This window comes from Arcanobacterium hippocoleae (assembly GCF_031456295.1).
GTDB lineage: Bacteria > Actinomycetota > Actinomycetes > Actinomycetales > Actinomycetaceae > Arcanobacterium_A > Arcanobacterium_A hippocoleae.
On record NZ_JAVDUJ010000001.1, the window covers coordinates 23099 to 41486 of the forward strand.

Genomic DNA, 18388 nt, shown 5'->3' on the forward strand with positions numbered 1-18388 from the left:
CCTCAAAGATGCCCATCTTGATGGTGTTCGTTGGACACGGGGCAATGTCGAAAGCCTGGTGAGGGGTTGGGGCCTCTCGATCTCTACGGCCTTCGGAGGGGTCAGCGGGCGGGGCCAACCGTGCATAAAGTTTCTGAATCAAACAGGGTATTAACCTGTACTGAACCCCAATTCTTGGACAGTGTGATTCTATCCGATGGTGGTTAGTGCGTGTTGCCGGTATTCGTTTGGGGTCATCCCTCCGAGCCGTTCTTGTATACGCCCAGTGTTGTACCACTGTATGTACTCGTCAATCGCTGCGCGTAGCTCGCTGATGGAAACGAATGAGTCATTGTTGAACATTTCTTCTTTCAAGTGAGAAAAGAAGTTCTCCATCACGGAGTTATCGTAACAATTGCCCTTACGGCTCATGGATTGAACGCACTGATGCTCAACTAGCTGACTGATCCATGACTGGTGCTGATAGTGATAACCCTGATCAGTATGAACAAGAACACCTTCAGGATCACCCGCTACACGAAAAGCCTTTTTCAGGCTCAACGCGGACACTTTCGTTGTAGGAGACACCGAAAGAGTGTGAGCAAGAATCGAATGATCACACAAATCCATCACCGGAGACAAATACAGCTTCTGTCCCGAGATCTGGAACTGGGTAATATCGGAGACCCATTGTTGATTCGGCTTTTCCGTGGCAAACCGCCGATCTAAATGATTATCAGCCCGACGTGACGTTGTACCGCGGTAAGAGTTGTAACACTTACGCTTCCTCGTTTTAGAGCGTAAACCGAGCTGCCTCATCAACTTAGCAACAAGCTTGCGCGACACACACCACCCATCGCGCAGCAGCTGAAGCCGCACACGGCGATAACCATAACGCTGATGGCTTTTATCGAAAATCTTCCGAATCGCCTGTTTCAACTTCACATGCCGGTCCTGAGCCTGCATCTGCCCCAGCTGATAATAGAATGTCGATCGCGCCAGATTGGCTACCTGTAACAGTACCGGCAACGGGTATTCAGATCTGACAGTGGCAACCACACGGGTTTTCAGCCTTGCCCCTGCTCCCTCAGATCTCGTAATTTTTTCAAATACGCTACCTCTGCTTTTAACCTCGTATTCTCCTCAATCAACGCAGCATCCGGAACCATCGCGCGCCTCTCGGGATCAGGGCTAGCGATTAACGTTTTCGGCTTCCTGCCACGCCTTTTCGGGCGTAAGCCCTCATCGCCAGCTAAACGCCACACCCGCACCCAGGAATACACGATATCAACCGAAGAAAAATTGAACTCTGCCGCCAGCTGCGTCGCGGTCTCGCCAGCAAGAAAGCGAGCAACAATCGAGCGCTTGAACTCCCACGAGTAAACAGCTTTCGTATCACGTGCCACAAGCGCCATTCTCCCATGGAGAGCCCACCTGTCATAAAGAAGATTCACCGGCCGAAACGGCAACCCAAGTTTTCTCGCTGTGGCTCGAGAGCCATACCCCGCCTCAAACGAATCAACAGCCGCCGCTCGCTGCTCCACCGACAACGAACTATCAGGACGCATAACACCCCCAACCCTAAAACTGAACAAATAAACATCCAACTTTCAGGGTTCAGTACAACCTTTCAAGTTTCGTTGGCAGTTCTGCAAAGAGGCGAAGTGCCGTCAAGTTTTTCTCAGATTTCCTTTTCGTGCCCGTCCGGATTTGGGCTTTCTTGAGGACGTATATGCGAAGGCGATGAGTAGCAGGGGTGATAAAACGCCTTGCTTTGAAGCCTTCCTTGTAGGCGAGTAATCCTGCTCGCCTTGTGAAAACACGACATGTTTCCTGAAGGAGGAAATAATGACCGATCAAATGGTATTAGCGACACAAAAATGGTTGAACGAAACCTATCGGAGCAGAACAGGATTCGGCTCGGTTGAAGAGACGGGGAAAACAGGATGGGCAACAATTTACGCGCTCATTCGTGCATTACAGATCGAACTAGGGATTACGGCAACCGCGAACAATTTCGGTTCTGGAACACAATCACGTTTCAAGAACCGCTGGCCAAACGGCATTCGCCAGACTGGTAACGATGACAAAGTATATGGGATTATTCAAGGAGCTTTGTGGTGTAAAGGCTACCCGGCTGAATACGGTGGAATCACTACCAAGTTCACCGATAATGTGGCAAGCTCGATTCGACGGATGAAGTCCGATATTGGGCTGTCTGACACGAGCGCCACGGTTGATCTCGAGATGATGATGGCGCTGCTGTCAATGAAACAGTTCCGTCTACTTGCAGCTTATGGTGGCAAAACGACTATCCGCACTGCGCAACAAGCCATCAACCGAAATTACAAGAATTACACGGGGATCGTCCCGACCGATGGATTATATAGCCGTGAAATGAATAAGGCGCTAATCCAGGTTCTCCAATCCCTACAAGGCTTTACCCCAACGCAGGCTACTGGCAACTTTGGTTCAGGAACACGGTCTCGGCTTCGTACCATTTCTTCTGGCACAAGCCAATGGGTGTGGCTTGCGAGCGTAGCACTCGTGTGTAACGGCTACCAGATCACTCCAACCGAATCATGGTCATCCACTCTTACAGCTACGATTCGCAAGTTCCAACAAGACTATGCTCTGCCCGTTACTGGCGTTGTCGATCCAACCACATGGATGAGCCTGCTTACCTCCAAAGGAGATCCTGACCGTGACTGCGTAGCGTGTGATACGCGCTTCGAAATCACTGAAGAACTTGCTCAGTATCTTAAAGCTGATGGATACCAGATTGTTGGCCGCTATTTGACTGAGCCAGGAATGGGAGTATTGAAACCAGAAAATTATTTCAAGGCGTTGAGACCAGGCGAGCTCGAACGCATTGTCAAGCATGGGTTGAAGTACTTCCCGATTTTCCAAGAATACTCAACCAAGCTCACTCATTTCACTGTTGACAACGGACACCGTCACGCGAAAGAAGCACAAGATGCTGCTCAACGCCTTGGCGTGCCACCAACAATCATTTACTTCGCTGTCGACTACGATGCCACAGACCCTGAAGTGACCAGCCACATCCTTCCGTACTTCGAAGCAGTCGCTCAAAGCCTGGGCGGAGGATACCGAGTAGGGATCTATGCCTCACGAAACATCTGCACCCGCGTATCACAAGCAGGCTACGCAGCAGCGTCCTTTGTTTCAGACATGTCCACAGGCTTTTCAGGAAACCTAGGATTCCCGATTCCTGAAAACTGGGTATTCGACCAATTCCACGAAATCAGCGGATACCGAGGAAAATGGGACCTCGATCGCGTCGCATACTCGCGAGCAGCCACTGTATGCTCGACTGTTGAACGCAATTATGCGGCTTCTGATCCGCTACTGAATTGGGTTAAAGAGACAGAAAGTCAATGTCTCGCAGCAATGAGTGGATTTATGAATCCCGCTGCACCATACAAAGGATTTGTAGGAGAATTTATTCTCGAATGGTTGCGTAAGCCAGAATATTGGTCGCAAGGACAATTTGCTCCAATCTTGTGGAAGACGTACACCCCTGAGATTGCACTACCTGCAGAATTGGTTTCAGCGCGTCTAGTTTGTGCTGAGGTATGCGGCAAACAGCCAACGATTAAAGGAACTTTGTCAGAACGAGATATCGCCCACATGGCCGCAACGACTTTAGGATATTTGACGTGGGGAGCTGATTATCCTGTTGACGAATATGGTCTTGGCGATCTTGGCGGATGGCCTTTAGACTTGCTCCAGATATGGGGTCAGTACCAAAATAATGCAAAGTCTGTCGACCTGTATTCATGGGTTAGTTCCCATCTTGGAAGCCCGCGTGATGGGCAGGGCTTTGGGTACGCTGATGTTCTTGCTGATGCGGACGCATGGTTGATAGCTAGGTATATGAAACAGCACTCTGGAGAGCATAGTCTTTCGCAAGCAATGGAAGATACATTCAAAGATAGCGAGACAAATCGGATTAAACGCTTCTACAAAGAACGATTCGCTGGTAGTGCCGATAACCTAGTTGCAGCTTTCCAGGTAGTCACGGATGGAATTGATGCCATGGGTTTGACGAACATCGTCGGAACGCAACAGTTATTGGAGCTCGCTTCTCATGCAAGCTCTCTTCCCAACGCTGGTGAGGCCGAGATTCTAGCGCGAGCGTACGCAGCATTCCTTGCATCACCCAACCGCTAACAGTCCGATGCTTGCCCAGGTAAAACACGCTGATTATCTGGGCAAGCTACCCGACTTTTCACGAGCTGAAATATATGAGTCCGTAGACAAAGTAACCCCACGATGACAAGACGAGCACTGAACACGTCACACACCAGACGATGACCTTCTGAATGATTTTTCGAGTATTACAGTTTACAAGTGTTTCTGTATCTTCTTTGCGAAGGATCTCAACAAATCGGATTATTCGGTTCGCAATCCACGACAGGTATCCACAAGCTATCGAAAAAACAAGATATTTTGAGGCGAGAACTGTGTAAGTCCAAGATCCTTCACTAAATGGCGAAACAGCCTCAATACTTGGAGCTCCCGAAAGAAATGCTATAACCGCATCATCATTAACATACAGGAAAGTGACTGGAGCGAAGAAGGCGAGACCAACCCACCATAGTCCTCGACGAACGCGATAAAGCCTCACTAAAATGTGATCCTCATGAATGGAAGATTCCCCACTGTGGTGACGCATCGGCGGCATTTCCTCCAAACTAAATTCTAGTTTTGAAATCACATAACTATATTCATACAACACGTTCGCAACTCTTGCGCGTTTCGTCAAGAGTGGCGACACTGAGATTGACCTTGCTGCAAAGCGATCCGATGTAACTTCTGCCGATTTCATTGAACCAGTGTCAGATACTCAAGCGAAATATCGCAGACCTCTTAGCTACCGCTGACGAATCATCTATGTAAGACAAACGCGGCAAGAGGTGCTGCAAAAAAGGATAGGCGGGGCAACGAGAGGCGTCTGCGGTATCGGATGTGCCCTAACAAAACAATTCTACTCACGGTCGGCAAATACAACATTATGCCTAACCTCATGCTGGAAATGGCAAAAACATAGACAGGTTATACCTGCGCATAAACAACCCGACTGTTATGAAAACTGTGATGAGAACAAGCAGGAAAACTATCGCTAGGGCAAACAGCTATCCCGCTTTTGAGGAGTAAACCAATCAATATTGTCAGCGAACTCAGTTCAAGTAGAGAGACCAGAAAGTCACCTGCTTCATTCACCCTACTGACAAAGTGAAATAGTATAAAAGCGAATAACTGAGATGATCCTATAAAAGCGCAACATTTGAGGATAGCGACACATGTTTGCGGTAATGAATGCGGCTGCTTAACAGCGTACTCCTTCATTTTTTTACCTCCGTGCCCTTCACACAATGCTACCTGCCCATCCCATAATTTATCTGGAGAAAATTCATGGCAAAAGACGGCACTAACCGGGGCGGTCGCCGCGTCCGTGCGGGAGCAAAGCCTGACCCGTTGAATGAGAAGCTTAGCTCTGGTCGCCCAGCAACCCGCCTTGAGGATCCGCTGGGTGAGCCTTTTGATTTTGAGGGCGGCGATATTGGGGATGGTGCGGTGCTTGCTGGCGAGACGATGCCCGAACCCTCCGACTACCTCTCTGACATTCAGCGTGATGGTAAACCACTCGGTGCTGACCTTGTCTACCGGGAAACGTGGCAGTGGCTTGATGCTCGTGGTTGTTCCCAGTTCGTCGCACCGCGCCTGATCGAATCCTATGCGCAGGCATTCGCCCGGTATGTGCAGTGTGAGCAGGCGATCTCGAAATTCGGTCTGCTTGGTAAGCATCCGACGACGGGTGCTGCGATAGCGTCCCCGTTCGTCGCGATGTCACAGAGTTTTGGTAAGCAGGCGAACGTGTATTGGTATGAGATTTACGAGATTGTTCGTGCTACTTGTACCAGTGATTATTCGGGTGTGGCTCCTGGTGATGAGGTGATGGAGCAGTTGCTTAAAGCCCGCTCGTAACCGTCTTATTTTTCGTCGTCTTCGTCTTTATTGAAGATGATCTCGTAGATCAGGCCGATAAGGAAGCCAATACCTACACATAGAGCGATGTTGTCCAAAAGGACACCAATCGCAGTTCCCATAATCAGGCCAATCCCGATCCCCATTGATTCTCCTCCCCGTATTGACGCCGCTACGTCATCTAGTATCTCCCAAATATTTGTCCGCCCATGGAAAGTGAGTGTGTGTATGTCTATCACGAAGAGTGCTGAGGCTGTGTGTATTGGCCATCCCGATAAGCTCTGCGACAGAATCGCTGACACGATCCTTGACGATATTCTCTACGAAGACCCCGCCGCCCGCGTCGCTGTCGAGGTCATGGCATCTGGCCACAAGATTATCGTGACCGGTGAGATCACAACGAAGGTACGTCCGCGTATTCGTGAATCGGTGCGCTACGCGTTGGTGGAGGCTGGTTATGTGCCGTGGAAGTTCCTTGTCTTCGTTTTCACTCGCCGCCAGTCCCCAGACATCAACGCAGGAGTCACCCGATCGCTCGAGGCGCGCTTTGGTGATGATACCGAGTTCGCGTTGCAGGGTGCTGGCGATCAAGGAACGGTTTACGGTTACGCCACTGCTGAGACTCCTGAGCGTTTACCGTTGCCGCTTGTTTTGTCGCATGAGATTTGTCGCCGTCTTGATAATGCTCGTAAGGATGGCACTATTACTGGTATTAAGTCTGATGGTAAGGCGCAGGTGACAGTTCGTTATGACGACGCTGGTAGGCCAGTTGCAATCGAGACCGTTGTGGTGTCGATCCAACACGATAAAACCAAGGATCTGGATGAGCTCGCGGCTGAGGTGAAAACCCTGATCGTCGCACCTGCCTGTAAGCCGTACCTGCCGGTCAGCGCTGACACCGAGATTCTGGTGAATCCGTCGGGTGTGTTTACGGTGGGTGGGCCGAAAGCCGACACTGGCCTAACGGGTCGCAAGCTCATGGTTGATACTTATGGTGGGCTTGCCCCACATGGTGGTGGGGCGTTCTCGGGTAAGGATGCTTCGAAGGTTGACCGGTCGGCTGCATATATGGCGCGCCTGATCGCTAAAACCATCGTCGATGCAGGTCTTGCTCGCGAGTGTCAGGTGAGTATTAGTTTTGCGATTGGGAAGGCTGACCCGGTTGCTTTCAGTGTTGACACTCTCGGCACGGGTGAGTACTCCGACGAGATACTCACGGCTGCAGCTTCCGAGGTGTTCTCGTTGCGTCCTGGTGGGATTATTGATGTTTTGAATCTTCGTAGACCTTGTTATGTCAGGTGTTCAAGTTATGGGCATTTCGGTCGTGTTGGTTTGCCTTGGGAGAACTCGTTTGTTTATGTTGACGTGCTAGTAAAGGCGGTGAAGAAGCATGCTCATGAAAACGATGCCAATCGCTGAACTCACACCTGCTGACTACAATCCGCGTAAGGATCTCCAGCCAGGGGATCCCGAGTATGAGAAGCTCAAGCGGTCATTGTCCGAGTTTGGTTACGTCGAGCCTGTCATCTGGAACCAAACGACTGGCAACATTGTTGGTGGTCATCAGCGTTTGAAGGTCCTTGAAGATCTCGGCCACGAGCATGTCGAGGTGATTGTTGTTGAGCTCGATTCGACGCGCGAGAAAGCACTCAATATCGCGTTGAATAAGATTAGTGGCGAGTGGGACAATGACAAACTCGCACTCTTGATTGCTGATCTTGACGCGAGTGATTTTGATGCTGAGCTCACCGGTTTTGATGAGGCTGAGATTGCGCAGTTGATTGGTTCGCTCGATGAGGGCGAAGTCGAGGATGACGGTTTCGATCTCACCGCTGCACTTGAAGCGGCTGCGTTCGTGGAGCGTGGGGATGTGTGGACGGTTGGTCGCCACCGCCTCGTGTGTGGCGACGCCGCCTCGCAAGCGGATGTTGAGCTGTTGATGGATGGCAAGAAAGCCAATCTTGTGTTGACCGATCCGCCGTACAATGTCGCCTTCGAATCAGGGTCGGGTTTGTCGATTAAGAACGACAAGATGGATGGCGATAAGTTCTATGACTTCTTGCTATCGGCGTTTACGAATATGGCTGGGGTGTGTGAGAAAGGCGCGTCCGCTTATGTTTTCCATGCCGACACTGAAGGCTTGAACTTCCGTCGCGCCTTCGCCGAGGCCGGATTCTATCTTTCGGGGTGTTGTATCTGGGTTAAAGATTCCCTCGTCCTGGGCCGATCCCCGTATCAGTGGCAGCACGAGCCTGTTCTGTTTGGCTGGGTGAAGACGGGTAAACACCGGTGGTATACGGATCGCAAGCAGACCACGGTGTGGAATTTTGCTAAGCCACGCAAGAATGCCGATCACCCAACCAGCAAGCCACTGGATTTGTTGGCGTATCCGATTGGGAACTCGACCCAGGTCAACGCGATAGTGCTCGATATCTTCGCTGGCTCAGGTTCCACGCTCATGGCGTGTGAGGCTACCGACCGCATCTGTTATGCGATGGAGCTCGACGAGAAATACGCCTCCGTGATTTTGCGCCGGTATGCCGAACATACAGGGGACGCGGCAGGAATTACCTGCCTTAGGGGTGGCAGAGAATACGCGTATTTGGATTTGATGCGCGATGTTGATCGGGGTGAATCGTGAGTGCTTTGACGTTGGGGTCCTTGTTTGATGGCTCGGGCGGTTTCCCTTTAGCTGCCAAAATGGTTGGTATCAAACCGATGTGGGCATCTGAGGTAGACCCCTTCGCTATCCGGGTAACTAGGAAAAATCTGCCTGAAGTGACCCATGTTGGCGATATTAATTTGTTAGATGGTGGCCGGTTACAACCGGTGGATGTGATCACGTTTGGTTCACCTTGTCAGGATTTATCTATCGCAGGTAAAAGGAGCGGGATTGAAGGGTCTCGCTCCTCACTGTTTTACCAAGCTGTGCGAATTATTGAAGAAATGAGGCAAGCAACTCATGGTATCTACCCAAGATATGCTGTGTGGGAAAACGTGCCAGGCGCATTCTCCTCAAACCACGGGGCCGACTTCGCCGCGGTCTTGCAAGCGTTTATCGAGGTATCCTGCCAGCAAACGCCACGCATTCCTGTTCCTGAAACCAGCTGGGCAACCAGCGGATACGTCTTGGCAGATGGGGCATCACTTGCATGGCGAGTGCTCGATGCTCAATTTTTCGGAGTGCCCCAACGTCGTCGTCGTATCTTCCTTGTCGCAGATTTTGCAGGACAATCCGCACCCGAGATTCTATTTGAGTCCCGAAGCAGCACAAGGAATCCTGACGCGAGCAAAGAAGAAAAACAAAACCCTGCCCAAGCAATTAGCCCAAGCACTACAGGCAACCGGTGCGGGGCGTTAACTCTTCGTATGCGTGCCGGTAAGCCAGGCGGTGGTAAAGGGCCGTTGATTCAGCATGACCTTTCAGGCACATTGGGAACTGGTGCTGACCAAGTCTTATTTGAACCTAGCATGCAGGTGATGCTTGATTACCATCCCAATGATTCACGCATTGAAATTGGCGACCAGGTAACAAGTCAAACCTTAACTTCACGAATGGGAACAGGAGGTGGAAATGTTCCACTCCTACTCGACCAACCTGTATACGGTATAAATTCCGTCCACGACAATCGTAAATATGGTGGTGAATGCGGTTACGAAACCACTGTGGCAAAAACTCTTGATTTAGCTGGCGGTAATCCCGCATGCAATCAAGGCGGAATGATCATACTCGAACCAGTCTATACTTCTTCGAAATCTGATCATTTCACCAGGGCAACCACAAATGTTGCTGGTGCACTTTTGGCGAGTGATTCACACCAGCCACCCATTGTTGGTAATACAATGCTTCGCCCACGCAAACTCACACCCCTTGAATGTTCTCGTCTACAAGGATTCCCAGACTATTGGTGTCAAAACCTTGAAAACCTGACTCCTGAAATCGATGAAATCATTTACTGGGAAAACATTTGGAAACACTGGAACCAGATACGAGCGGTAAAACCGAAAACTCGCAGTCAAATCACTACTTGGCTGAAAACTGAGCCAACTGATTCAGCACAGTACAAACTGTGGGGAAATGGGGTGGCATTACCAGTAGTGAAATACGTCCTAAACAGACTACAAAAAACAGCCAAAACAACTGGATAAGCACGGCACTCTATGGCTGACGCTTCTATATTTGTCAAGCTGCGAGAGTGACTTGTTTGCGGGTTAGTTCTTTGGTGAGGTGCCGGTAGATTTTGCGTGCGAGGTAACGTTTTATCAGCCGAATAGTCTCGCGTTTGGTTTTTCCTTCGGCTAGTCGTTTTTCCATGTAAGCGCGGGTCTGGTCATCGTTTCTCAGGCGTACGAGAGCCACGGTATGTAGAGCGTTATTGAGTGCTCGGTCTCCGCCTCTGTTGAGCCGGTAGCGTACCTTGTTTCCTGACGATGCTGGTATAGGGCTTGTCCCCGCTAGGGCAGCGAAAGCCGCTTCGCTTTTGACCCTGCCCACGTGGGAGTAAGAGATAATCATTTGCGCGGCGGTGACAGGGCCTACTCCTGGCATTTCAAGTAGTGTTGGGGCTACTAGTTCAACGAGCATTGCCAGTTGTGCTTGGTTTTCTGCCAGTTGTGTTCGAGCGTCAATGATGGTTTTGGCTAGGCGTTTTGCTTCTTGTTTGGCAACGAGTACGTCGATAGCGTCACCGGGTTGTGCCTCAAGTGCGGCGATTTGGTGGATCTGTTTTACCGACAGTGCTCGTCTGGCATCAATGCCAAGGTCTGTACAGCGGGTCAGAGCTGTCAACGAGTTGATGTTAACGGTTGTGGCACGTGTGAGCTGTTTCCTAGCAGCAACCAGGATACGCAGAGCCTCACGATAATCTCCTTGTTTTGGGATAGTCAGCTCGGTTTCATCTTTACCAAGAGTCCTAGCGGCGATCTGAAAGGCGTCAATTACATCGTTTTTAGCGAGTTTCTTACGACCCCTTACTAACAGGCGTGGGGCTTCAACCACGCGGTAACCTGCCTGCTCTAAAGCAACACGGAACCTAGTGCCATAGGAGGCTGTGCCTTCCATAGATACTAAAACCTCACGTAAATCAGCTCTTGTGTGTTTGGTGATCCATTCTTGCGCGCGGACGTGTCCTTGAGAAGTGTTGGCGAACGTCTGACAGACGATTTCAGCACCTGTGGCGCACTCTAGGATCGATAACACATGGTTTCTGGCGTGTGTATCGACGCCTACGATGAAACGGTAGAGGTGTGCGACAATTGCCATATGGATTCAACCTCCTCGGTTGTTGAAACGTTGGGTTGTTTCTTACCTTGAGGTCTGATCCGGCATCGCGTTCTTAGAGTCGTGTCTAGGACTTGGTTTGCTGGCAATACTGTGACGAGTCACGCCAACGAAAACTGGCGGACATGCTTCTAATCAAGCCAATACATACCGGCCGGGTCAGACCACAACCCCGGTAGCGGACATGTCAGCCAAAAAGCACCAGAAACTTTGCTCCCCCTTACAGGGAGATCAATATCTCTGCGCCGGTATATACACGAGTCACGCCACCAGAGCTATGGTCTAATCCTGCCAGCCGATCCCAGACCAGCCACACCCAAAAGTCTCACAGTATGTACATGACCAAACAAGAGAAGGAGCAAGGTCATGAACAGCTTCGAACGCGACAAGCAAGCCATCCACGACGGTGACACCATCGAGGTAATGCGCCGCCGCAAGGCCGAGATCACCGCCCTAGAAAACAAGCTGGGACGGGAGAAGAACACCTTCCGCGCCTCCATCATCGTCCACCAGCTCGAAGCCCGCCGGGCCGAATACGCCGCGCTCGACGCCCTGATCTAAACCCCAGCACAACGCGCCTGTACCTACATGGTTTGGGCGCTGTGCTCTGAGAACTTTTCGCCCCGCTTGTTGGGGCTTTTCTTATGCCACTGGAGAGGAGGTGAATCGCGATGCGTCAACTAGACACCTATACGCCAACCCGGTTCATGGCTGACGGCTCAACCTATGACAAGCGCAAAGCCGACTATGCGGTGGCCTTCATCCAAGCCTTGAAGCACACGAAGGGTCGCTGGTCAGGCAAACCCTTCCAGCTCATTGATTGGCAAGAGCAGATCATCCGTGACCTGTTCGGAACCGTCAAGGCTGACGGGTTTAGGCAGTTCACTACCGCCTATGTTGAGATCCCTAAGAAGATGGGCAAGTCGGAGCTCGCCGCCGCCGTCGCGCTCCTGCTCACCTGCGGGGATGGTGAAGAACGCGCCGAAGTTTATGGGTGCGCTGCAGACCGCCAGCAAGCATCCATTGTGTTCGAGGTCGCGGCTGACATGGTACGCATGAGCCCAGCCCTCTCGAAGCGAGTAAAGATTCTTTCTTCACAAAAGCGCATTATTTACAAGCCCACCAACTCCTTCTACCAAGTCCTAAGTGCAGAGGCGTACAGCAAGCACGGGTTTAATATCTCCGGGGTCGTCTTCGACGAACTCCACACCCAACCAAACCGCGCCCTCTTCGACGTCATGACCAAAGGTTCTGGTGATGCTCGCACCCAGCCGTTGTACTTCCTCATCACAACAGCGGGTACCGATACACATTCGATTTGTTATGAGCAGCATGAGAAAGCCGAAGACATCCTCGCAGGCAAGAAACATGACCCGACGTTCTATCCAGTGATTTACGGGGCGGAGCGCGAAGACGACTGGACGGACGAAAAAGTCTGGGCGAAGGCTAACCCTTCTCTAGGGATCACCGTCCCGATCGAGAAGGTTCGCCAAGCCTGCACGAGCGCGAAACAAAACCCAGCCGAAGAAAACACCTTCCGACAACTTCGCCTCAACCAGTGGGTCAAACAAAGCGTGCGGTGGATGCCCATGCACATCTGGAACGCTAACAACGCACCTGTTGGTCTGTCCGATTTGGAGGGGCATGTGTGTTACGGCGGGCTTGATCTAGCCTCGACGACAGATATCACGGCGTTCGTGCTCGTCTTCCCACCCGAAACCGGTGATGAAGCGTATGTGATTGCGCCGTGGTTTTGGATACCTGAAGACAACCTCAAACTAAGGGTTTCCCGTGACCACGTGCCCTACGACCTATGGCAGCAGCAAGGCTACCTAAATACCACGGAAGGTAACGTCGTCCACTACGGCGCGATCGAAACCTTCATTGAACAGCTAGGTGAACGGTTTGATATTCGTGAGATTGCGTTCGACCGGTGGGGAGCAGTCCAAATGAGCCAAAACCTCGAAGCCTCAGGTTTCACCGTTGTCCCGTTCGGGCAAGGCTTCAAAGACATGAGCCCGCCCTCGAAGGAGCTGATGAAACTCGCACTCGAAGGACGCCTAGCGCACGGCGGGCACCCGGTGCTGTCATGGATGGTCGACAACATTCACGTGCGTACCGACCCGGCAGGCAACATCAAACCTGACAAACAAAAGAGCACCGAGAAGATCGACGGCGTGGTCGCAACCATCATGGCCCTCGACCGCGCCATCCGAAACGGCACCGGACACATCAGCGGAAGTGTTTATGACGAGCGCGGATTGTTAGTATTTTGAATTCCAAATCAATATGCTTGTTGACTGTGCGAATGAAGAGTGCGTTAGAATAACGCTAACACTTTAAGCAACAAGGAAGTTGTGTAATAGTGTGTTGTTCCGTGGCGGACATCAATACTCACTGTGGGGCAGATGTTGCCAGAGCAAAATCATGTAATGAAGCATGCTAAGGAGAAATATTATGACAGCTAAAACAGCGATTATAGCAGCTATCACGAGTGCTACCCTCTCTATGTCAAGCGTAGGAGTCGCAACAGCTGCAGATATAAATACTGTAGGTGGAGGAAATACTGAAGTCTCTGTAATGAACTCCGATATAGCTTCGAGCCAGGAATTAGAGCAACTTGCGCAAGAGCTAGAAAATATTTTTGCTACATATTTGTCTCAGAATGATGCAGGACGTTGGTATGTCACTGAGGCGGGGTATATGTCGCATGTCAATAAAGCGGATCTTGAAGTGATAGCAGCAAGATTGAATGGCGAGCCATTTGTCAATAATACTGCTATTCAAACTAGATCCAGCGATTACACAAAATGCGTAATTGATGTTACAGGGCTTGGAGCTATTGCGGGATTATTTACTGGAGCTTTTACCAAGCTAATCGAAAGACAACTTTGGAAGGAAGCTGCTCTTTATATCGTTAAAATTGTAGGGAAAAATGCAATTAAAGGCGGCGTTGTAGGTCTTGCTGCATCATTGGCTGCATCTGCTATTTGGTGTGCGACTCCGTGGTCGCGGTAGTGAAACGGGAGGGAGGAAGATTCTCATGTCACAGAAGCTCCGATACGTTTTACAGGCGGTTGTATGTACAGCATTGATCGGTCTCTTATTTTTTATTGGTACCTTGACTTCTGAGTTTTTTAACGACATAGTGCACGAGAATATGGCTGCAGTTGTGGTGATCTCGGTGGTATTTCCCGCAGTTACCATGTATTTAAAGTACGACTCCGAGAAACAAAAGTAGTATTTTCTTCCATTGGAATTGCCCTTCACATTTCCCAAGGTTGAAGGGCAATTTCATGTTGTCAGCTTTAGAGAGGCTGGTTTCTTGTGAGTTTTCTGAATTGGCTGCGTGGCGACACCACCCGCGTTACTGAGGATCGCGCGATTGGCTCGGGTTATAGCTTTTTCTTCGGGGCTGCGTCGTCTGGTCGTCCGGTGACTGAGCGTAGCGCGATGCAGTTGACTGCCGTGTATTCGTGTGTGCGGATTTTGGCTGAGGCGGTCGCGGGTTTGCCGTTGCATGTTTACCGGCAGAGTGCTGATGGGGCGAAGGTGAAGGCGCTCGATCATCCGCTCTATAGGTTGTTGCATGATGAGCCGAACCTGGAGATGACGTCCTTCGTGTTCCGTGAAACGTTGATGACTCACTTGTTGTTGTGGGGTAATGCGTTTGCTCAGGTGATTCGTAATGGTCGTGATGAGGTTATCGGCTTGTATCCGCTTATGCCAAACAGAATGACCGTGGGCAGAGATGAGCAAGGTCGTTTGTATTATGAGTATCAGCGTACATGGGATGAACCAAGTGGCAGGTTCGAAACTGTACGCCTGTCACCGCATGAAGTGTTACATATTCCAGGGTTGGGTTTTGACGGCCTGGTCGGCTACAGCCCGATTGCGATGGCAAAAAACGCTATCGGCTTGGCTCAAGCGACGGAGGATTATGGTGCGAGCTTTTTCGCGAATGGTGCGGCTCCCGGTGGCGTGTTGGAGCATCCAGGAACAATCAAAGACCCAGCTCGCGTCCGCGAATCATGGCAGTCGACGTTCGGCGGAGCGAGGAACGGCAACAAGATCGCCGTGCTGGAAGAGGGCATGAAATACACGCCCATCAGCGTCTCACCTGAGCAGGCCCAGTTTTTGGAGACGAGAAAGTTTCAGATCAACGAAATTGCTCGAATCTTCCGTATTCCGCCGCACATGATTGGCGACCTCGAAAAATCCTCGTTTTCCAATATTGAGCAGCAATCGCTCGAGTTCGTGAAGTACACGCTGGATCCGTGGGTGATCCGCTTCGAACAAGCCATCAGCAAAACCCTCCTTGCTGAGCGTGAGAAACCACAGGTGTATGTGAAGTTTAATCTTGAAGGCTTGCTGCGTGGGGATTATAAGTCGCGGATGGATGGGTATGCGGTGGCGCGGCAGAACGGGTGGATGAGCGCTAACGATATCCGCGAGTTAGAAAACCTCGACCGCATCAGCATCGAGGCAGGCGGTGACCTCTATTTGGTGAACGGGAACATGCTCCCGCTCGGGCTTGCTGGAGCCTACGCGCAGACAACCGCATCTGAACCAGAGCCTGAACTGGCCCAGGAACCTTCGAGTAACGAGCTTCCCTTAAGGAGGAGGATATGAGACGTTTTTGGAACTGGCTCACCCCCGAGCCAAACAATTCTGACCCGGACGCGACAAGTGTCCGGGTTTTGCGTATTAGCGGCACGATCGCTGAAGAGTCCTGGTTCGATGACGACATCACACCCAGTATCTTCGCCCAAGAACTGAACGCCGGTTCTGGTCCGGTGACGATCTGGCTCAACAGCCCCGGAGGGGACGTGGTGGCTGCGGCGCAGATCTACAACATGCTCATCGACTACCCAGGCGAGGTGACCGTCAATATTGATGGTATCGCCGCGTCTGCTGCGTCTGTGATTGCAATGGCAGCATCTACTGTGGCTATGTCGCCGGTGTCGATGTTGATGATTCATAACCCGGCGACGATGGCGGTCGGTGATAAGGATGAACTTGCACGTGCAATGAACATGCTTGATTCGGTCAAAGAATCAATCCTGAATGCATATCAGGAAAAGACGAACCTGAGTCGGGCGAAGTTGTCGAAGCTCATGGACGCTGAGACGTGGATGGATGCTCGTGCTGCGATCGATATGGGTTTTGCCGATGAACTTCTCACCGGCCAACGCGACCCAATGTTTGCGGTCTCGCCTGAGAAGCCCGACGACCCGGATGACGATGAGGACGAGGGCGACTCCCCAAAGGAACCCGAAGAGTCTGACGTGGACGATGAGGACTATGAGCTGAAGCATCCACTGTTCCCGCCTAAGAACGTGGGGCAAGGCACGGTGTTTTCCCGCCGCGCCTTCGAACAAAACCTCGTCGCACACCTGACCGTCACCTCGCCGCCGTCGAAGCCGGTGCGTCCACCGCGCCCTGCTATTACTCCCGCTGTGCCTGTTGGTCGGCGGGTTTGTGATTTGTACGCCGCATTGATCAATCAACCCCACTGAAAGGAACCACTAATGACTACCTCTATGACTGTTTCTGACCTTCGCACCAAGCGCTCAGATGTGTGGGAGAAGGCGAAGGCCTTCCTTGACGAGCGCCGCGACACCACCACCGGTTGCCTGTCAGCTGAAGATGATCAGGCTTACGCGAAGATGGAAGCCGAAATCGATCGACTCACCAACGAGATCGCACGCTCCGAACGAGCCCTGCGCCGCGACGCCGACCTCGCCAAGGCAACCAACACGCCGCTCACCTCAATGCCAGGCATGAACCCTGACGATGAAGCCAAGCCGACTGCACCTCGAGCAACCGCCTCGTACAAACGGGCGTTTTGGGATGCCATGCGACTGAACATCTCACCGATGGAAGTACGCAACGCCCTCTCCGAAGGCGTAGACACTGAGGGCGGCTACTTGGTACCTGACGAGTTCGAACGCACACTGATCTCCTCACTGGAAGATCAAAACATCATGCGCTCCTTGGCGAAGGTCATTCAAACCACCTCAGGTGATCGCAAGATCCCGGTCGTCTCTACCCACGGCACCGCAGGCTGGCTCGATGAAGGCAAGCCGTATACGGAATCTGATGAAGCCTTCACGCAGGTGACGCTGAGCGCGTTTAAGCTCGGCACCTTCCTCAAAATCAGCGAGGAGCTGCTCAACGACGCCGCGTTCGACGTCGAGCAGTACCTGGCGGCGGAGTTTGCTCGCCGTATCGGCGCTGCCGAAGAAGAAGCTTTCCTCACCGGGGACGGGAAAGGTAAGCCCACCGGCATCTTCGCAGCCACTGGTGGTGGTGAGAAGGCTGTGACCACGGGTAAGGCAACCGATATTACGGCTGATGAACTCATCGACCTGCACTATAGCCTGCGCGGCCCGTATCGCAAGAACGCAGTGTGGCTGATGAACGACTCCACCGTGAAAACCATCCGCAAGCTCAAGGACGGCAACGGTCAATATCTGTGGCAGCCAGCCCTGACCGCAGGAACCCCAGACCTTGTCCTTGGCCGCCCGGTCCACACGAGCACCTTCGTGCCTGAAATCAAGGCTGGTGCCTCGACGGTGGCTTTCGGTGACTTGTCGTATTACTGGATTGCCGACCGACAGGGCCGCTCGTTCAAGCGGCTAAACGAATTGTTCGCAACCACCGGGCAGGTCGGCTTCCTAGCCTCGCAACGTCTGGACGGGAAGCTCGTCCTGCCTGAAGCAGTGAAGCTATTGACCCAAAAGGCAGGAGCATAACCGACCCCGCACATGGAGAGGAGGTGGCCGCAATGACCACGGTTGATTTGGTTGCGCAGGTGAAGGCGAACCTGCTCATCACCTTCGATGATGACGATCAATTGATCGGCGCGCTGATCAACTCGGCCACCTCCTACGCCTGCTCCTACCAACACCTTGATGAGGGCTACTACGAGACCCACGACATGTCTGGGGCAACCAGGCAGGGCATTGTCATGCTCGCCTCCCATTTTTATGAGTCTCGTGATGGTTCCACGGCAGGGTTTTGGGCAGATAAGCCGGATGCGGCGCGGGCGGTGTGGAACGCCGTTAACAACCTGCTACGCCTGGACCGTGAATGGAAAGTCTAAGAAAAGGA

17 protein-coding genes are annotated in these 18388 nt (G+C 51.8%); 12 read left to right on the plus strand and 5 right to left on the minus strand.

Features of this window, described 5'->3' with window-relative positions:
- Nucleotides 1-189: 189 nt before the first annotated feature.
- The gene (locus J2S36_RS00125) at nucleotides 190-1038 is read right to left on the minus strand and encodes an IS3 family transposase (protein WP_309954359.1); all 849 of its coding nucleotides are present in this window, start codon (nucleotides 1036-1038) and stop codon (nucleotides 190-192) included.
- Between the two features lie 8 nt (nucleotides 1039-1046).
- Nucleotides 1047-1385 carry a helix-turn-helix domain-containing protein gene (locus J2S36_RS00130; protein WP_309954362.1) on the minus strand — a complete coding sequence of 113 codons (339 nt, stop codon included), beginning with the start codon at nucleotides 1383-1385 and terminating at the stop codon, nucleotides 1047-1049.
- A 442-nt stretch (nucleotides 1386-1827) separates the two neighbouring features.
- Here J2S36_RS00130 and J2S36_RS00135 point away from each other — a divergent pair, with 442 nt between their 5' ends.
- Nucleotides 1828-4173 carry a glycoside hydrolase domain-containing protein gene (locus J2S36_RS00135; RefSeq protein ID WP_309954364.1) on the plus strand — a complete coding sequence of 782 codons (2346 nt, stop codon included), beginning with the start codon at nucleotides 1828-1830 and terminating at the stop codon, nucleotides 4171-4173.
- Nucleotides 4174-4231: 58 nt separating this feature from the next.
- Here the strand turns inward: J2S36_RS00135 and J2S36_RS00140 are convergent, their stop codons facing one another.
- Entirely contained in the window at nucleotides 4232-4831 is a 600-nt protein-coding gene (locus J2S36_RS00140) for a hypothetical protein (RefSeq protein ID WP_309954366.1), read from the minus strand.
- Between the two features lie 587 nt (nucleotides 4832-5418).
- On the opposite strand from J2S36_RS00140, the gene J2S36_RS00145 reads away from it, so the two are divergent.
- Nucleotides 5419-5991, plus strand: coding sequence for a P27 family phage terminase small subunit (locus J2S36_RS00145; protein ID WP_309954367.1), 573 nt, complete (start codon nucleotides 5419-5421; stop codon nucleotides 5989-5991).
- A 5-nt stretch (nucleotides 5992-5996) separates the two neighbouring features.
- On the opposite strand, the gene J2S36_RS00150 is transcribed toward J2S36_RS00145, so the two are convergent.
- Nucleotides 5997-6137 carry a glycine zipper domain-containing protein gene (locus tag J2S36_RS00150; RefSeq protein ID WP_309954369.1) on the minus strand — a complete coding sequence of 47 codons (141 nt, stop codon included), beginning with the start codon at nucleotides 6135-6137 and terminating at the stop codon, nucleotides 5997-5999.
- Nucleotides 6138-6219: 82 nt separating this feature from the next.
- On the opposite strand from J2S36_RS00150, the gene metK reads away from it, so the two are divergent.
- From metK to J2S36_RS00165, 3 genes are read left to right on the plus strand one after another with little or no spacing between them, the layout of a single operon-like run.
- Nucleotides 6220-7410 carry a methionine adenosyltransferase gene (gene metK, locus J2S36_RS00155; RefSeq protein WP_309954370.1) on the plus strand — a complete coding sequence of 397 codons (1191 nt, stop codon included), beginning with the start codon at nucleotides 6220-6222 and terminating at the stop codon, nucleotides 7408-7410.
- Entirely contained in the window at nucleotides 7388-8632 is a 1245-nt protein-coding gene (locus J2S36_RS00160; RefSeq protein WP_510183382.1) for a site-specific DNA-methyltransferase, read from the plus strand. The genes metK and J2S36_RS00160 overlap by 23 nt, the downstream gene beginning before the upstream one ends.
- Nucleotides 8629-10140, plus strand: a complete 1512-nt coding sequence (locus tag J2S36_RS00165) for a DNA cytosine methyltransferase (protein WP_309954373.1) — start codon at nucleotides 8629-8631, stop codon at nucleotides 10138-10140. The genes J2S36_RS00160 and J2S36_RS00165 overlap by 4 nt, the downstream gene beginning before the upstream one ends.
- Before the next feature lie 34 nt (nucleotides 10141-10174).
- On the opposite strand, the gene J2S36_RS00170 is transcribed toward J2S36_RS00165, so the two are convergent.
- Nucleotides 10175-11254: an IS110 family RNA-guided transposase gene (locus J2S36_RS00170; protein WP_309954375.1), complete on the minus strand. Its 1080-nt coding sequence runs from the start codon at nucleotides 11252-11254 to the stop codon at nucleotides 10175-10177.
- Between the two features lie 384 nt (nucleotides 11255-11638).
- On the opposite strand from J2S36_RS00170, the gene J2S36_RS00175 reads away from it, so the two are divergent.
- The 7 genes from J2S36_RS00175 (at nucleotide 11639) to J2S36_RS00205 (ending at nucleotide 18380) form a co-directional block, all read left to right on the plus strand.
- Nucleotides 11639-11833, plus strand: a complete 195-nt coding sequence (locus J2S36_RS00175; RefSeq protein ID WP_309954377.1) for a hypothetical protein — start codon at nucleotides 11639-11641, stop codon at nucleotides 11831-11833.
- Nucleotides 11834-11943: 110 nt separating this feature from the next.
- Nucleotides 11944-13548: a terminase large subunit gene (locus J2S36_RS00180; protein ID WP_309954379.1), complete on the plus strand. Its 1605-nt coding sequence runs from the start codon at nucleotides 11944-11946 to the stop codon at nucleotides 13546-13548.
- Nucleotides 13549-13729: 181 nt separating this feature from the next.
- Complete coding sequence (locus tag J2S36_RS00185) at nucleotides 13730-14290, plus strand: hypothetical protein (protein WP_309954381.1); 561 nt, start codon at nucleotides 13730-13732, stop codon at nucleotides 14288-14290.
- A gap of 309 nt (nucleotides 14291-14599) precedes the next feature.
- Nucleotides 14600-15904, plus strand: coding sequence for a phage portal protein (locus tag J2S36_RS00190; RefSeq protein WP_309954383.1), 1305 nt, complete (start codon nucleotides 14600-14602; stop codon nucleotides 15902-15904).
- Nucleotides 15901-16791, plus strand: coding sequence for a head maturation protease, ClpP-related (locus J2S36_RS00195; RefSeq protein ID WP_309954385.1), 891 nt, complete (start codon nucleotides 15901-15903; stop codon nucleotides 16789-16791). Before J2S36_RS00190 ends, J2S36_RS00195 begins: the two co-directional genes overlap by 4 nt.
- 12 nt (nucleotides 16792-16803) lie before the next feature.
- Nucleotides 16804-18030: a phage major capsid protein gene (locus J2S36_RS00200; RefSeq protein ID WP_309954387.1), complete on the plus strand. Its 1227-nt coding sequence runs from the start codon at nucleotides 16804-16806 to the stop codon at nucleotides 18028-18030.
- Between the two features lie 32 nt (nucleotides 18031-18062).
- Nucleotides 18063-18380: a head-tail connector protein gene (locus J2S36_RS00205; RefSeq protein WP_278620412.1), complete on the plus strand. Its 318-nt coding sequence runs from the start codon at nucleotides 18063-18065 to the stop codon at nucleotides 18378-18380.
- Nucleotides 18381-18388: the final 8 nt, after the last annotated feature.

Bases quoted from the DNA above. Each gene is read 5' to 3' on its own strand.
- J2S36_RS00170 (WP_309954375.1), bottom strand. From the start codon at position 11,254: ATGGCAATTGTCGCACACCTCTACCGTTTCATCGTAGGCGTCGATACA.
- J2S36_RS00195 (WP_309954385.1), top strand. From the start codon at position 15,901: ATGAGACGTTTTTGGAACTGGCTCACCCCCGAGCCAAACAATTCTGAC.
- J2S36_RS00160 (WP_510183382.1), top strand. From the start codon at position 7,388: ATGAAAACGATGCCAATCGCTGAACTCACACCTGCTGACTACAATCCG.
- metK (WP_309954370.1), top strand. From the start codon at position 6,220: ATGTCTATCACGAAGAGTGCTGAGGCTGTGTGTATTGGCCATCCCGAT.
- J2S36_RS00145 (WP_309954367.1), top strand. From the start codon at position 5,419: ATGGCAAAAGACGGCACTAACCGGGGCGGTCGCCGCGTCCGTGCGGGA.
- J2S36_RS00150 (WP_309954369.1), bottom strand. From the start codon at position 6,137: ATGGGGATCGGGATTGGCCTGATTATGGGAACTGCGATTGGTGTCCTT.
- J2S36_RS00205 (WP_278620412.1), top strand. From the start codon at position 18,063: ATGACCACGGTTGATTTGGTTGCGCAGGTGAAGGCGAACCTGCTCATC.
- J2S36_RS00135 (WP_309954364.1), top strand. From the start codon at position 1,828: ATGACCGATCAAATGGTATTAGCGACACAAAAATGGTTGAACGAAACC.
- J2S36_RS00175 (WP_309954377.1), top strand. From the start codon at position 11,639: ATGAACAGCTTCGAACGCGACAAGCAAGCCATCCACGACGGTGACACC.
- J2S36_RS00200 (WP_309954387.1), top strand. From the start codon at position 16,804: ATGACTACCTCTATGACTGTTTCTGACCTTCGCACCAAGCGCTCAGAT.
- J2S36_RS00140 (WP_309954366.1), bottom strand. From the start codon at position 4,831: ATGAAATCGGCAGAAGTTACATCGGATCGCTTTGCAGCAAGGTCAATC.
- J2S36_RS00185 (WP_309954381.1), top strand. From the start codon at position 13,730: ATGACAGCTAAAACAGCGATTATAGCAGCTATCACGAGTGCTACCCTC.
- J2S36_RS00180 (WP_309954379.1), top strand. From the start codon at position 11,944: ATGCGTCAACTAGACACCTATACGCCAACCCGGTTCATGGCTGACGGC.